Consider the following 15,902-nt stretch of genomic DNA (forward strand, 5'->3'; position numbering starts at 1 on the left):
TGGCTGGCGCGCCTTTCCACTGCTCGATCCTGGCTGCCACGCAGCCAGAGCCTACTCCGGATCGTAGTCCAGATTCGGCGCCAGCCAACGCTCGGCAACCTGCAGGGTCCAGCCCTTGCGACGGGCATAGTCCGCGACCTGCTCGCGACTGACTCGGCCAACCACGAAGTACTGACTCTGCGGATGCGAGAAGTACCATCCCGAAACGGCTGCGGTCGGCATCATCGCGAAGTTTTCGGTGATTGAAATTCCCGCGTTTTCAGTCGCATCCAGCAATTCGAAAAGGGTGGCCTTTTCGGTATGGTCGGGGCAGGCCGGATAACCTGGCGCAGGCCGGATTCCGACATAGCTCTCGGCAATCAGGTCCTCGTTTTCGAGCGCCTCGTCGCTTGCGTAGCCCCAGACTTCGCGGCGCACGCGCTGGTGCAGGCATTCCGCGAAGGCCTCGGCCAGGCGATCAGCCAGCGCCTTCAGCAGTATCGCCGAATAGTCGTCGTTGTCCCTCTCGAATCGGGCAACGTGCTCGTCAATGCCGATGCCGGCGGTGACTGCAAAGGCACCGATCCAGTCCTCGACCCCGGTTTCCTTCGGTGCAATGAAATCGGCCAGGCAGAAGTCCGGGCGCTCGATCGGCTTGTCCACTTGCTGGCGCAGGAAATGCAGCACGGCCAGGCTCGATCCGTCCGCATTGCGCAGTTCGACGTCGTCGCCAATGGAGCGGGCTGGCCAGAATCCGATCACCCCGCGCGCCGACAGCCAATGCTCGTCGATGATGCGCCCGAGCATGGCCTGGGCATCGCGAAACAGCTCGCTGGCCTCTGCGCCGACGATGTCGTCTTCGAGGATGGCCGGGTAGCGCCCGCTCAGTTCCCAGGCATTGAAGAACGGCGACCAGTCGATGAATTCGACCAGATCCGCAAGCGGGAAGTCGTCGAATACCGTGATCCCCGGCTGATTGGGCCGCGGCGGTCGATGGTTCGACCAGTCCCCGTCGAATCGTTGCGCGCGGGCCTTGTCGATGGAAACCAGCCGCCTGGCATCGCCGCGGCCCCTGTGGCGCTCGCGGATATCGGCGTACTCCGCGCGGATCTTGTCCATGAACGCGTCGACGAGCTCCCTGGTGATCAACGATTGCGCCACGCCCACCGCGCGGGAGGCATCCTTGACCCAGACCGTGGGCGATTTGTAGTGCGGTTCGATCTTGAGCGCCGTATGCGCTCGCGATGTGGTCGCGCCACCGATCAGCAACGGTAGATGGAAATCCTGACGCTGCATCTCGCGCGCGACATGCGACATCTCTTCCAGCGACGGCGTGATCAGACCGGAAAGTCCGATCATGTCGGCGTTCTCGGCGCGCGCCGTATCGAGAATCTTCTGTGTCGGCACCATCACGCCAAGGTCCACGACTTCGAAGTTGTTGCAGCGAAGGACGACGCCAACGATGTTCTTGCCAATGTCGTGAACGTCACCCTTGACCGTTGCCATGACGATCTTGCCGGCCGATTTTCCGGTGTCGCCGGTGCGCAGTTTCTCTTCCTCGATGTAGGGCAGCAGCCAGGCCACGGCCTTCTTCATCACACGCGCCGACTTGACCACTTGCGGCAGGAACATCTTGCCGGCGCCGAACAGGTCGCCAACGATGTTCATGCCGTCCATCAGCGGACCCTCGATCACGTCAAGCGGTCGCGACGATTGCCGACGCGCTTCTTCGGCATCGACCTCGGCATAAGCATCAATTCCATGCACGAGCGCGTGTGCCAACCGCTGCGCAACGGGCAGGGTGCGCCATTCATCCTTGCCTTCCCGACTCCCGACTCCCGGCTCCGCACTCCCGCTTTTATGACTGCCGGCAATCTCGAGCAGGCGCTCGGTCGCGTCCGGGCGTCGATTGAGAACCACATCCTCGACGCGTTCGCGAAGGTCGGCATCGAGATCGTCGACGATCGCCAGCGCACCGGCATTGACGATGCCCATGTCCATGCCGGCACGGATTGCGTGATAGAGAAAGACCGCATGGATTGCCGCGCGTACGGGTTCGTTGCCGCGGAAGGAAAACGAGACATTCGAGACGCCGCCGGAAACATGGCAGTGCGGCAGGGTCTGGCGGATGATCCGGGTGGCTTCGATGAAATCGACCGCGTAATTGTTGTGCTCTTCGATGCCCGTGCCGATGGCGAAGATGTTCGGGTCGAAGATGATGTCTTCGGGGGGGAAATCGAGTTCGCCGGTCAGCAGCCGGTAGGCGCGCGTGCAGATGGCCACCTTGCGCTCGCAGGTATCGGCCTGGCCTTCCTCGTCGAAGGCCATGACCACGGCGGCGGCGCCGTAGCGCATCACGGCGCGGGCGTGTTCGAGAAACTGCTGCTCGCCTTCCTTGAGCGAAATCGAATTGACGATGCTCTTGCCTTGCAGGCATTTGAGGCCGGCTTCGATCACGCTCCATTTGGACGAATCGACCATGACCGGAATGCGCGCGATGTCCGGCTCGGAGGCGATCAGGTTCAGAAAGCGGACCATCGCCGCTTCCGAGTCGATCAGTCCCTCGTCCATGTTCACGTCGAGTATCTGCGCGCCATTCTCGACTTGCTGTCGAGCCACCTCGACCGCCTCCTCGAAGCGGCCCTCCTTGATCAGCTTGCGGAATTTCGCGCTGCCGGTGACATTGGTGCGTTCGCCGACATTGATGAAGTTGAGCTCGGGCGTGATGACCAGCGGTTCAAGACCGGCCAGCACGGTGTATCGGGAATGGCCGGTCATGCCGCTTTTTCCCGCTCGAACACGGGCAGCGCACGTGGGGGAATTCCGTGCATGGCTTCGGCAATGGCATGGATATGCGCCGGGGTCGTTCCACAGCAACCGCCGACCAGGTTGAGCAATCCGGAGCTGGCGAACTCGCGCAGGGTCGTCGCCATTTCTTCGGGCGTTTCGTCGTACTCGCCAAAGGCATTGGGCAGGCCTGCGTTCGGATGCGCGCTGACATAACTGCGGCATACCCGGGCCAGGGTTTCGACATGTTCGCGCAGGTCTTTGGCGCCCAGCGCGCAGTTCAGCCCGAATGACAGCGGTCGGCTATGCGCCAGCGAGGCATGGAACGCTTCTGCGGTCTGCCCGGACAGGGTGCGTCCTGAACGATCGGTAATCGTGCCCGAGATCATCAGCGGCAATCGGCCGCCGCGCTGCCGGAAAACTTCCCCGGCGGCGTACAGCGCGGCCTTCGCATTGAGCGTATCGAAGATGGTCTCGACCATGATCGCGTCGGCGCCGCCGTCGATCAGACCTTCAACCGCCTCGCGATAGGTACCGCGCAGTTCGTCGAAGCTGGTATTGCGGAATCCCGGGTCGTTGACATCCGGGCTGATCGAAGCCGTGCGGCTGGTCGGGCCGAGCACGCCGATGACGAAGCGGGGCTTTTGCGGTGTCTTTGCGGTAAAGGCGTCGCAACAGGCGCGCGCGATACGCGCCCCTTCGCGATTGAGTTCGTAGACGATGTGCTGCAGGTGATAGTCCGCCTGGCTGATCGCCGTGGCATTGAAGGTGTTGGTTTCGACCAGGTCGGCACCGGCCTCCAGGTAGGCGTTGTGGACGTCGGCGATGATGTCTGGCCGGGTCAGCGAGAGCAGGTCGTTGTTGCCCTTGAGGTCATGCCCGCAGGCAGTGCCGTGTACGTGCGTGGCGTCGTGGCCATCGACGAAACGGCCGCCGCGGTAGTCCGCCTCATCCAGGTGACGGGCCTGGATCATCGTACCCATTGCGCCATCGATTATCAGGATGCGTTCCTGCAAGGCCTGTTCTAGTGCCTCCACGCGATCCGGATGCAGCCAGGCCAGTGTTTCGCTCATGGTTTGCGTGCCAGCAGGGTGATCACTTCGAAATGCGGGGCCTTGACCTCGCGCGTGATGCGTTCGCAGGAAAGCACTTCGAGTCCGGCGTCTGTCGCGAATGTGCGCAGTTCGGCCGGCTTGAAGCCGAGGTTGCGGTGATCGAATGGCTCGACCGCCGTGCGGTGCGCATGTTTGCCGAGGGTTGCGGCAAGCAGGCGGCCTCCCTTTGCCAGCAAGCGGGCCGCTTCGGCAACCACCGTGGCGGGTTGTTCGCTGTAGGTGAGCGCATGCATGAGCAGGATCAGGTCGAAGCGCTTGCGCCCGAAATCCAGCGCGTGCATGTCGCCCGTGACCACATCGACGTTGGCGAACGACTTGAGTCGCTCGCGCGCGGCAGTAACGACGCGCGCGCTGGCATCCACGCAAACGATCGATCGCGCGCGCGGCGCGAGCAACTCGGCGAGAACGCCGTCGCCGGAGGCGATATCGAGCACGTCGCCCGGGTCGACCAGTTGGGTCATGGCCCGAGCCAGCGTTTCCCAGGTTCGCCCGGGCGAGTAGTGCCGCTCCATGTCGCCAGCGACCGTGTCGGCCCAACCCTCGGCGCGCGCACGTTTGGCCAGGATGCCGGGCAGGCGCCGCTCGTCGTCGCTCAGCAATGCATCATCGACGGCCTCCTTGAGCGCCTGCAGCAGGGCCTTTTCGCGTGTCTCGAGCTCGCCGTTGTAGCGGTAGTAGGACGACACGCCGGCACGTCGGTCGCGCACCAGGCCGGCTTCCTTGAGCTTGGCCAGATGGGTGGAAACGCGCGGCTGGGCCAGGCGCAGCACGGCCGAGAGCTCGGCGACGGTCAGTTCCTCGCGTTCCAGCAAGGCCAGCAGGCGCACGCGGGTCGGGTCGGAGAGCAGTCGCAGCAGGGCGGAGGTCGCAGTCAGATCCACGTATTATCCTTTCATCTTGATCAAAAGATGGAAGTGCAGACTAGCGAGTGTGGCCGATGCCGTCAACGCGGCAGAGGCCGGCTTGCAGAGCTTGTTGGAGAGTGCTTCCGGGTGTTTCGAAACTGACCTGTCGATGCGTTCCATGCAGGTCGCCCGCGGGCAATTGCTGTCCTGGCAGGCACCAGAGGTCGGTACGCGATAAAATGCCCGGCCGTTTTCCGCCCCAAGGACACTTCATGGATTTCCGCCTCAGCGACGACCAGCTCTCGATCCAGGCCATTGCCCGCGAGTTTGCGCAAAAGCGCATTGCCCCCGTGGCCGCCGAACTGGATGCCTCGGGAACCTTTCCGCTGGAGAACATCCGTGAAATGGGCCAGCTCGGCTTGATGGGCATCGAGGTGCCCGAGGAATACGGCGGTGCCGGAATGGATCCGGTGGCTTACGCCGTGGCCATGATCGAAATCGGCGCGGCGGATACCGCAACCTCGACCATCATGTCGGTTAACAACTCGCTGTATTGCAACGGCATCCTCCAGCACGGCACCGAGGAGCAGAAGCAGAAGTACGTGCGTGCGATTGCCTCGGGCGAAGCGATCGGGGCCTATGCGCTGACCGAGCCGCAATCGGGTTCGGATGCATCGGCCATGCACACGCAGGCCACCCGGAACAAGGACGGCGACTGGGTCATCAATGGAAAGAAGAGCTGGATCACCTCCGGACCGGTGGCCAAGTACATCATCCTGTTCGCGATCACCACGCCAGGCATCGGCGCCAAGGGGATTTCAGCCTTCATCATCGATACCGGACGCCCGGGCTTCCATGCCGGGAAGACCGAGCCGAAGCTCGGCATTCGCGCGTCGGCCACCTGCGAGATCGAATTTCACGACTATGTCTGCCCGGCCGAGGACATGCTGGGCCCGCAGGGCAAGGGCTTTGGCATCGCCATGGGCGTGCTCGATGCCGGCCGCATCGGCATCGCCTCCCAAGCGGTCGGCCTTTGTCGCGCCGCCTATGAAGCGAGCGTTGCCTACGTTCAGGAGCGCAAGGCCTTTGGTCAGGCGATCGGATCGTTCCAGATGATCCAGTCCAAGATCGCGGACATGAAGTGTCGACTTGATGCGGCCACCCTGCTGACCCTGCGTGCCGCCTTCGCCAAGGGCGAGGCCGACAAGAATGGTGGACGCTTCAGTACCGAGGCTGCGGTGGCCAAGCTCTACGCATCGGAAGCGGCCATGTGGATCACCCACCAGGCCGTGCAGATTCACGGCGGCATGGGTTACTCGAAGGAGATGCCGCTGGAACGCTATTTCCGCGATGCCAAGATCACCGAGATCTACGAGGGAACCAGCGAAATCCAGCGCCTCGTCATTGCCCGCAACGAAACGGGATTGCGCTGATTGGCAGCCGGTTCGCTGTCACGCTTCCTGGAAGGCAGAGCGCATCCTGTGACGAATCAGCGGGCTCTGCCGGCGCCGAGGGTCGACACGCTGGCCAGTGAAGGCGTCGCCTTTTGCTCGCTGCGCGGGTGCAACACTTCGGCAAGCACGCAGCGGTCGCGACCGCTGCTCTTGGCCAGATAGAGCGCGTTGTCGGCATTGCGCATCAATTCCTCGGCCTTCTTGCCATGTTCGCCGAAAGTCGCCACGCCGATTGACACGGTGACCTGGCCAAGCGCGAGGTTGCGGTGCCTCACATCGAGGTTCCTCACCGCCGCGCAGATCTCCTCGGCCCGCTGCCGGGCCTGATCGGCACCGGCTTCCGGCATCAGGACGGTGAACTCCTCGCCGCCGTAACGGCAGCTGATGTCTTCGCTGCGCACGACCTGGCCGAGCAGGGTGCCGAATTGGGAGAGCAGCGCATCCCCGGCATCATGTCCATGCGTGTCGTTGAACGCCTTGAAGTGGTCGATATCGAGCATCAACACGCTGAGCGGCGCACCACGACGCTCGGCACGCTGGACTTCGCGCTCCAGCGACGCTTCGAGGTAGCGCCGGTTGAACAGGCCGGTCAGCGGATCGCGCAGGGACTGCGTGCGCAAGGTTTCCTGCAGCTTGAGGTTGGACAGGGCCATCGAGATCTGCTCGCTCGCGGCACTCGCGTTGCGCCGATCGACATCGCTGATCCTGTGCGGCGTGTTCAGGGTCACGACGCCGAGCATCTCCCCGTGCGCCATCATCGGGATACACAGGTGCCCATGCTCCGGATGCGCGACAACTGCATGTTCGAGGTGCTTGCAGGTGAACGCCGGCAGTGTCCCGGCCAGCGGATACGCATGGCCGCGACGGAGCGCCCAGCAGTCATCGGGCGCAAAACGGGATTCGTCTTCGCTCGCCAGTCCGCCCCACTGGCTGACCGGTTCGACCAGGTTCTGCGAGGCATTGATCAGGTTGATCGATCCCGAGGTCTGGGGCAGCAGCAGCGGTAGCGAAATGCTGAGGCCGCGGGCAGCCTCGTCCACGCTTCGGCACCCCTGCAGCATTTCGCCGAGCTCGGAAAGCTGTCGGAGCGTCTGGCTCAGGTGTTGCGCGTCCAGCAGACTCTTGCGCAGGTCGGCGTTGGCTGAACTCGCCTCGTCCATGCTGGCCAGGCGCTGGCGCTGTTCGCGGCGAACCAGGAGCATGGCAAGTCCAAGAATGAGGACGCAGAAAAGGATGGCGCCGATTGTCAGCGTGCGCGCAAGACCCGCCTGGCCGGCTGTATTCGCCTGGCGTTGCAACAGCAACTCCTGCTCCAGCTGCAACATGCGCTGGCCAAGGCCATCGATCTCCTGATCGTCGCTGCGCGATCGCAGCATCTGCGGTGTGGCGCGGGCGGCGCTTAGCCCGCCTTCCTCGTAGGTTTCAAGCACGACTCGCATCGCTTCGACACGGGCCTCCATCAGCTGCGCCATTCGCGAAATGTTCTCGTTCTGCTCGGCGTCGTCGGCGACCAGCTTCTGCAGATGGCGGATGTGCTCGGCAACCCTCGGTGCGCTGACCGCGTAGTCGGCCAGACGCTCCACGCTGCCGGAGATCAGGTAGGCGCGCTGGCTGGCCTCGGCAGTGTGCAGGCTGGCCAGGGTCTGGGTGATTTCCTGACGCACGTCCATCGAGTGGACGACCCAGTGGTTTGCAGCAACGAAGTCACCCACCACGCGATACACCTGGACCGCGACAGCGCAGAGGATGAGGGCCATCAGCAGAAATAGCGCGTTGACGCGCAAGCCAAGGCCGTGTCTCAGGGTTGCAGGGACAGAAACGTCAAGGCTTGCCGTGTTCGAATCTGACATCAGGATAATTCCAGGGGTCGCGCAACAAAGGCACAGCAACAGGCGTGCCAAGATCGCAAGATGTTCGACCCGGGTCGGCAATCGGAGAAGCGTGGTGGGCTGCGGTTCAGTTTGGCTGGATCAGGTGGCGACGCCCGTGCCCCTTTTGGCGTCGATCGAGGTCGGTCTGGCACACATTCGTCAGGCCGTCGCGCAGTCTTTCGGGTGGATTCCCACTGGGGTGGAGCGTATCCTCCGCGCCCACTGCACCTATCCAGACAACCTGCAATGAACGCACCCCGTGCCGCCAGCGATTCCCAGCGTCTTGAGCCGATTCTCAGCCAGATTTCGACCGAGGCGGGAGCCGCCCGCCAGCGCGAGGCCCAGGCCTTCGCAGCGCACTTTTTTCGCCATGTTCCGGCCGACGACATCAAGGGTCGGGATGCCGGCATGTGGGCACGCGTGGCTCAGTTCATGCTGGAGTACCTACGCCAGCGCTCGCCGAAAACGGCCAAGATTCGCGTCTTCAATCCGCATGCCGACGCCGAGGGGTTCGACAGCAGCCATACCATGATCGCGATCTGTACGGATGACATGCCGTTCCTGGTCGACTCCGTCTCGATGGCCATCAATCAGGCCGGCCTGGCGACCCATGCGGTCATCCATCCGATCTTCAACGTCGAGCGCGATCCGGGTGGGCATGTGCTGGCCTTTGGGGACGACCACAGCGCCTCGGGCTCGGCCGAGTCGATCATGCTTTTCGAGATCGATCGGGTTGGCAACGCGGAGGAAATCGAGGAGCTGCGCAAGGCGATTACCGCAGCCGTGGAAGATGTGCGCGCATCGGTGACGGACTGGCCATTGATGAAGGCCAAGATGCTCGAGATCGCCGAGAAGATGCCGACCCTCAACCTGCCGTTCGACAAGGACTCCCTCGCGGAAGCCCAGGAGTTCCTGAAGTGGATCGCAGATGACCATTTCACCTTTGTCGGCTATCGCGAGTACCGCGTGGTCGAAGAGGATGGCGAGGAAGTTCTCAAACCGATCGAGAACACCGGCCTGGGCATCATGCGTGGGTCCGAAAAGGGCTTTGCCGCGCGTTCGCTGAAATCTCTGGCGGCCAGGGATCTGGAGAAGTCAGGCGCAGTCGGCGCCCTGATCCTGACCAAGACGAACTCGAGATCCCGCGTGCATCGACCGGGACACATGGATTACCTGTCCGTGCTGGGTTTTGACGGCGAGGGCAAGCCCGTTCTGGAGCAGCGCTTCCTCGGCCTGCTGACTTCCTCGGCCTACATGACCCCGCCCAAGCAGGTTCCGCTGCTGCGCGCCAACTACGAAACCATCCTCAAGCGATCCGGACTCAAGCGCGATTCGCATTCGGGCAAGGCGCTGCGGCATATCCTCGACACGCTGCCGCGCGATGAGGTTTTCCAGTGCACGGTGGACGAGCTCTATGAAATCGCCATGGCCGTGCTCGACCTGCGCGAGCGTGCGCGCACCCGTCTTTTCGTGCGTCGCGATCGCTACGGACGCTTTTTCTCCGTGCTCGCCTATGTTCCCCGCGACCGCTTCAACACCGACGTGCGCGAGCGCATCGAGTCGATGCTGAAGAATTATTTCCATGCCGAGCGGATCGACTCGACCGTATTGCTGGACGAGTCGCCGCTGGCCCGCGTGCACATGATCGTGAGACCCGATCCGGGCGAGCGGCCGGCATGGAACGTGGCCGAGCTCGAAGCGGCGATTGCCGAGATCGTGCGCAACTGGCAGGACGATCTACGCGAGATCCTCATCGAACGTCATGGCGAGGAACGCGGCAGCAAGCTGGCGAGCCGCTACGGCAAGGCATTGCCGGCGGGCTATATCGAGAAGGTCACGCCGCACAATGCGGCAGCGGATGTCGAGCTGGCCGCGGCCCTGGCCGATGCCGACGACATCCAGCTCAACCTGTACCCCTCGCAGAAGCAGGAGGGTGTACTGCATTTCAAGGTGTTCCGCCTCGGTGCGGATATCACCCTGTCCGAAGTCATTCCGCTGCTCGAGAATCTCGGCCTCAGCGTGCTCACGGAAAACCTCTACGAGATCAAGGGTGGCGGCAACTCGATCACCATCCAGGACATCCTCGTACGCCCGGGCAAGCTGGCCTTTGATCTGGAGAATCTGCGCGAATCGTTCCAGGAGGCATTCGAAAGGATCTGGCGCGGCAACGCGGAAAACGACGGCTTCAACAAGTTGATTCTCGGCGCGCAACTGAATTGGCGTCAGGTCAGCGTCCTGCGCGGTTACTGCAAGTACCTGTTGCAGACCGGCGTACCCTTTTCGCAGAGCTACATGGAACAGACCCTGGCCAGCTATCCGGACATGGCCGGTCTGCTGGTCGAGCTGTTCGAGGCGAAATTCGATCCGGCACGCCTGGAGGGCGGCGTTGAAGCCATCGAGGAAGCCCGCAGCCGCCTGCGCACGGAAATGGAAACGCTGGTGCCCGAGCAGGCCAGGGCCGACAACCCGGGCCTGATCGACGAGCTGGTCTCGAGTCGCAACCTGGATCGTGACACCCAGGTCCGGGTCATCGCCTGGAGCATCCATACCTTGCTCGGTCGCGTCGCCAGCCTCGACGAGGACCGCATCCTGCGCGGCTTCAGCGCGGTAATCCGGGCCACCTTGCGAACCAACTTCTACCAGCGCGTGGATGGCAAGCCGCACGAATACACGAGTTTCAAGTTCGATCCTTCACAGCTGACCGAACTGCCGAAGCCGCGTCCGTACCGCGAAATCTTCGTCTATTCGCCGCGCGTTGAAGGTGTCCACCTGCGCTTCGGACCGGTCGCCCGCGGTGGCTTGCGCTGGTCGGACCGGCGCGAGGATTTCCGCACCGAAGTGCTGGGTCTGGTCAAGGCGCAGATGGTCAAGAACACGGTGATCGTGCCGGTCGGATCGAAGGGCGGCTTCTTCGTCAAGCGGCCGCCCGCTAGTGGCGAACGCGACGCGATCCTGGCCGAAGGCGTGGCCTGCTACCGCATGTTCATCAACGGCCTGCTCGACATCACCGACAACCTGGTCGACGGCGAGCTGGTTCATCCGCATGATGTTGTTCGCCACGACGATCCCGATCCCTACCTCGTGGTGGCTGCCGACAAGGGTACGGCGACGTTTTCCGATATCGCCAACGCGGTCAGCGCCAAGCACGATTTCTGGCTTGGCGACGCCTTTGCCTCCGGCGGCTCGGTCGGTTACGACCACAAGGGCATGGGCATCACTGCCAAGGGCGCCTGGGAGTCGGTCAAGCGGCATTTCCGCGCGCTCGGTCGCGACAGCCAGGCCGAGGATTTCACTTGTGTCGGTGTCGGCGACATGTCCGGAGACGTATTCGGCAACGGCATGCTGTTGTCGAAGCATATTCGACTGGTCGCGGCATTCGACCATCGCCACATCTTCATCGACCCGAATCCCGACGCGGCCAGCAGCTATGTCGAGCGTGAACGCATGTTCAAGATTCCGCGCTCGTCCTGGGCCGACTACGACATCAGCCTGATCTCGGCCGGCGGCGGCATCTATCCGCGCTCGGCCAAGGTCATCAAGTTGTCCGCGGAAGCAGCTGCTGCGCTCGGAATCGAGGGTGCCGAGCAGGAAATGTCGCCGAACGAGTTGCTGGTCGGCATCCTCAAGGCACCGGTCGACCTGCTCTGGAACGGCGGAATCGGCACCTATGTGAAATCGACCGGCGAAAGCCATGCCGATGCCGGCGATCGCGCCAACAACGCGATTCGCATCAATGGCGAGGACCTGCGCTGCAAGGTGATCGGTGAAGGCGGCAATCTGGGCATGACCCAGCGCGGTCGCATCGAGGCGGCGCTCAATGGCGTGCTCCTGAATACCGACTTCATCGACAACTCGGCCGGGGTCGATACTTCCGATCACGAGGTCAATATCAAGATTCTGCTCAACGACGCGGTCCAGCGCGGCGAGATGACGCTTGAGCAACGCAATGAATTGCTGCGCGAGATGACCGATGAGGTCGAGCGCCTGGTGCTGTTCGACAACTACCGCCAGAACGATGCGATCAGCATCATGGAGCGCATGTCGGTTGCCCGGCTCGGCTCCAAGCAGCATTTGATCCGTACCCTGGAATCGCAGGGCCTGCTCGATCGCCAGATCGAATTCCTGCCCAGCGACAACGAGTTCGCCGAGCGCAAGGCACGCGGCGTCGGCCTGACCCGGCCCGAGCTGGCCATTCTTCTGTCCTACGCGAAAATCGTGATCTTCCAGCAGTTGCTGGATTCCGACGTGCCGGAAGATCCCTATTTGTCCAGGGAACTGCGTCGCTACTTCCCGGAACCCCTGCGCGAGCGATTCGCCGAACACATGGAACGGCATCGCCTGAAGCGCGAGATCATCGCCACGGCCGTCACGAACTCGATGGTCAATCGAATGGGTGCCACCTTCATGCTGCGCATGCAGGAAGACACCGGGCAATCGCCGGCCGCCGTTGCCAAGGCCTTCAACATCGCCCGCGAAGTGCTTGAAGCTCGCGGTCTGTGGGCTTCCATCGAGGAACTGGACGGCAAGGTCAACGGCAATGCGCAGATCGATGCCAATCTGGCGATCTGGAAACTGCTGCGCAAGATGACGCGCTGGCTGTTGAACCATCCCGGCGAAGTGCAGGATATCGCCGCAGCGGTCGATCGCTACTGGCCGGCCATGAACGAACTCAAGGCACGAATCGACGGCGTGGTGGGCGCGGCCGACCGGGCCATGTTCGAAGCCAGCCGCGAACGCTGGGTCGAGCAGGGCTTCCCGGCCGATCTGGCCAACCAGCTGGCCCATTTGCCCGCGTTGAGCTCGGCCATGGATATCGCCCTGGTTGCCCAGCAAAGTCGGCACAGCGTGGCGGAAGTGGCGACGGTCTACTTTGCCGTTGGCGAGGCGCTCAACCTGAAATGGCTGATGGACAAGGTCGAGGATCTGCCTGTCGAGACCCGTTGGCATGCGCATGCGCGCGGTTCGCTGCGCGACGAACTCAACGCCCAGCAGCGCTCGCTGGTTTCGCAGATGCTGGCGAACGACGATGCCGGCGAGGGGGCTCATCGGGTTGCGGCCTGGATCAATCGCGACGATCCGGTCCTGAAGATGACCCTGGCCACCCTGGCCGACATGCGCAGCCAGGTCGTCATCGACTACCCGATCGTGTCGGTGGCGGTGCGTCGACTGGCGCAGTTGGTGTAGGAAGGCCAGGGCGCGATTGAATGCTTCCGTAGGCCCTCTCAGCGGTGATGCCTTTCGCCATGGCGCGGCAAAGACATCGCGGCTGACGCCCCTCCTACAAAATCGTGGGGCATGCGGGATCGTATGAGGCCCGTCAGGGGCGATGCTGTTCGACACGATGTGACCAAAGGCATCGCGGCTGAAGCCTGCTCCTACGAGAAATCGGAGGACATTGTCAGCGACCGTGGTCTGCTAGAGTCGACCCTGCCGCGCCGAGTGGCGCGAACGACATGGGAGAGTGACCGTGACGCAGCGCATTGCCCTGGTGGCCAGTCATGGAGACGAGGCGCAGTCGCAACTGGCCCTGCTCAAGCAGCGCTACGGCGATACCGCGCCCGAGGACGCCGATGTCATCGTGGCTCTCGGTGGCGACGGCTTCATGCTGCGCACGCTGCATCGCAATCTTGCCCTGGGCAAGCCGGTGTATGGCATGAAGCTCGGCACGATCGGCTTCCTGCTCAATCCGTTTCACCCCGATGATCTGCATGAGCGCCTTGCCCGGGCCCAGCCCACGATCATGCATCCGCTCAGCATGAGCGCGCATTCGGAATCCGGCACCACGGTCGAGGCACTCGCCTTCAACGAGGTCTCGTTGCTGCGCCAGACCAAGCAGGCCGCCCACATCCGGGTCACGCTGAATGGTGTGGTCCGTATCGAAGAGCTGATGTGCGATGGCCTGCTGGTCGCCACGCCGGCCGGCTCTACCGCCTACAACCTGTCGGCGCACGGACCGATCCTGCCGATCGGCTCCAAACTGCTGGCCATGACACCGATCAGTCCATTTCGCCCGCGACGCTGGCGCGGCGCGGTTTTGCCATCGACCACCGAGATCAAGCTGGAAGTGCTCGATCCCTACAAGCGCCCGGTCAGTGCGACCGCAGACTCCAGCGAAGTGCGCGACGTGGTCGAAGTCCTGATCCGCGAGTCGGTCGACCAGACCATGACCCTGCTGTTCGATCCCGAGCACAACCTCGAGGAGCGAATCCTCCGGGAACAGTTCACGGTATAGGCATGGCGCACGGAATCCCTTAGAGTCGGGGGTTGGATCCGGCAGTTCGCCGAATTCATTCCAGTCCGAGGGAACGGGCCTACTCTTGGGGGTTGATTGATGACTGCTTCGATGCTTCGTTACGCACCACTGGCACTGGCCTGCGCGGCTGCCATGTCTCCCGTTGCTGCTGCAGAGGTTGAAGCGGGCCTGCGCGCCGAAGCTGGGCAGGCAGGATCGGTCGATACCCTTATCGTGCTCGGGGCGAAGGCGCCGAAGAGCCTGTTGCGCACCGACGGCGACTATCTCGAGCGTCGTCGCAACCTGGTCGATACGCTGAGGGCCACGGCTGAAGTCAGTCAGGCCGATCTGCGCAAGTGGCTGGATGCGCAAGGCGTCGCCTATCGATCGTACTGGATCGTCAACTCGATTCAGGCCACGGTGACGGCCGACCAGCTCGATCAACTGGGTGCGCGCTCCGATATCGCCGCGATTCGCGCGAATCGCTATTTGCCGTTGCAATTGCCTGCGGACTCCTCATCGGGCGAAGCACCCGCGGCAGGCAGTCAGTCGAATGCGCCGTTGGCCACCGAATGGGGCGTCGACAAGGTGCGTGCACCGGAAGTCTGGGCCATGGGCATCCGCGGCCAGAACGTCGTGGTCGCTGGGCAGGATACGGGCTATCGCTGGGACCATCCCGCGCTGAAAGCAAAATACCGCGGCTGGAACGGCGCAACGACCAACCATTCCTACAATTGGCATGACGCCATTCACGTGGCGGGTAGCAGCTGCGGGGCAGATTCATCCGCACCCTGTGACGACCACGGTCACGGCACGCACACGATGGGTACGATGGTCGGCGATGACGGAGCAGGCAATCAGGTGGGCGTTGCCCCTGATGCGCGCTGGGTGGGTTGCCGAAACATGAACTCTGGTGACGGTACGCCCGCTACCTACATCGAGTGCACGCAATGGTTCATCGCGCCTACCGATACAGCGGGACAGAATCCCGACAGCGACATGGCTCCCGACATCGTCAACAACTCCTGGGGTTGCCCGACTTCCGAAGGCTGCACGACAGGCCAGGAAATCAGCGAAGCGATCGGGAATATCGTGGACGCCGGTATCTTCTTCGTTGCCGCCGCGGGCAACAGTGGTTCCGCATGCAGCACGATTACCGATCCGCCGGCCATCTATGACGCCACCTTCACGGTGGGCGGCACCAACAGCGCCGACAACATGTATGCCGGTTCCGGTCGTGGACCCGTGGCCGGCAGCGTGAACGGCAAGCCTGACGTGATTGCACCCGGTCAAACCGTTCGCTCCAGTGTTCCCAACTACTCCAACACGGCAAACGGCTACTACAGCTCGTTCACCGGAACGAGCATGGCATCGCCGCACGTGGCCGGCGTTGCCGCCTTGCTGATGTCGATGAATTCCTCCCTGAAAGGCGACCCGCAGGCAGTGGCCGACCTGCTGCGCAGCACCGCCGTGCCGTTGACCAGCACGACCCAGGTCTGCGGCGGCATCCCGGCAACGACCTTTCCGAATCCGGTCCAGGGCTACGGGCAAGTCGATGCCTTTGCCGCGTTCATGGTGGCCGAGAAGATCTTTGCGGATGGTGCTGACGACTGAGTCGC

At 63.0% G+C, this 15,902-nt stretch carries 8 protein-coding genes; 4 read left to right on the plus strand and 4 right to left on the minus strand.

Annotation, left to right across the window (positions count from 1 at the left end):
• Window positions 1-51: 51 nt before the first annotated feature.
• The 3 genes from metH to R3F00_RS07340 are packed head-to-tail and all read right to left on the minus strand — an operon-like array spanning window position 52 to window position 4,762.
• Complete coding sequence (metH, locus tag R3F00_RS07330) at window positions 52-2,856, minus strand: methionine synthase (RefSeq protein ID WP_371281111.1); 2,805 nt, start codon at window positions 2,854-2,856, stop codon at window positions 52-54.
• On the minus strand, window positions 2,754-3,839 hold the full coding sequence (locus R3F00_RS07335; protein ID WP_371281112.1) for a homocysteine S-methyltransferase family protein: 1,086 nt from the start codon (window positions 3,837-3,839) through the stop codon (window positions 2,754-2,756). The genes metH and R3F00_RS07335 overlap by 103 nt, the downstream gene beginning before the upstream one ends.
• Window positions 3,836-4,762 carry an ArsR/SmtB family transcription factor gene (locus tag R3F00_RS07340; RefSeq protein WP_371281113.1) on the minus strand — a complete coding sequence of 309 codons (927 nt, stop codon included), beginning with the start codon at window positions 4,760-4,762 and terminating at the stop codon, window positions 3,836-3,838. Before R3F00_RS07340 ends, R3F00_RS07335 begins: the two co-directional genes overlap by 4 nt.
• A gap of 236 nt (window positions 4,763-4,998) precedes the next feature.
• Here R3F00_RS07340 and R3F00_RS07345 point away from each other — a divergent pair, with 236 nt between their 5' ends.
• Complete coding sequence (locus R3F00_RS07345) at window positions 4,999-6,159, plus strand: acyl-CoA dehydrogenase family protein (RefSeq protein WP_371281115.1); 1,161 nt, start codon at window positions 4,999-5,001, stop codon at window positions 6,157-6,159.
• A 56-nt stretch (window positions 6,160-6,215) separates the two neighbouring features.
• Here R3F00_RS07345 and R3F00_RS07350 read toward each other — a convergent pair whose 3' ends face one another.
• A complete protein-coding gene (locus R3F00_RS07350) occupies window positions 6,216-8,030 on the minus strand; it encodes a diguanylate cyclase (protein WP_371281116.1) in 1,815 nt (604 codons plus the stop codon).
• 267 nt (window positions 8,031-8,297) lie between these two features.
• Here R3F00_RS07350 and R3F00_RS07355 point away from each other — a divergent pair, with 267 nt between their 5' ends.
• The 3 genes from R3F00_RS07355 to R3F00_RS07365 all read left to right on the plus strand — a co-directional run bounded on the left by R3F00_RS07355 (window position 8,298) and on the right by R3F00_RS07365 (window position 15,897).
• Window positions 8,298-13,235 (plus strand): NAD-glutamate dehydrogenase, encoded by a 4,938-nt coding sequence (locus R3F00_RS07355; RefSeq protein ID WP_371281117.1) that lies wholly within the window; start codon window positions 8,298-8,300, stop codon window positions 13,233-13,235.
• Between the two features lie 277 nt (window positions 13,236-13,512).
• Window positions 13,513-14,283: an NAD kinase gene (locus R3F00_RS07360; protein ID WP_371281118.1), complete on the plus strand. Its 771-nt coding sequence runs from the start codon at window positions 13,513-13,515 to the stop codon at window positions 14,281-14,283.
• 111 nt (window positions 14,284-14,394) lie between these two features.
• On the plus strand, window positions 14,395-15,897 hold the full coding sequence (locus R3F00_RS07365) for a S8 family serine peptidase (protein ID WP_371281119.1): 1,503 nt from the start codon (window positions 14,395-14,397) through the stop codon (window positions 15,895-15,897).
• Window positions 15,898-15,902 lie beyond the last annotated feature (5 nt).

It is taken from the genome of Dokdonella sp. (assembly GCF_041395345.1).
GTDB lineage: Bacteria > Pseudomonadota > Gammaproteobacteria > Xanthomonadales > Rhodanobacteraceae > Dokdonella.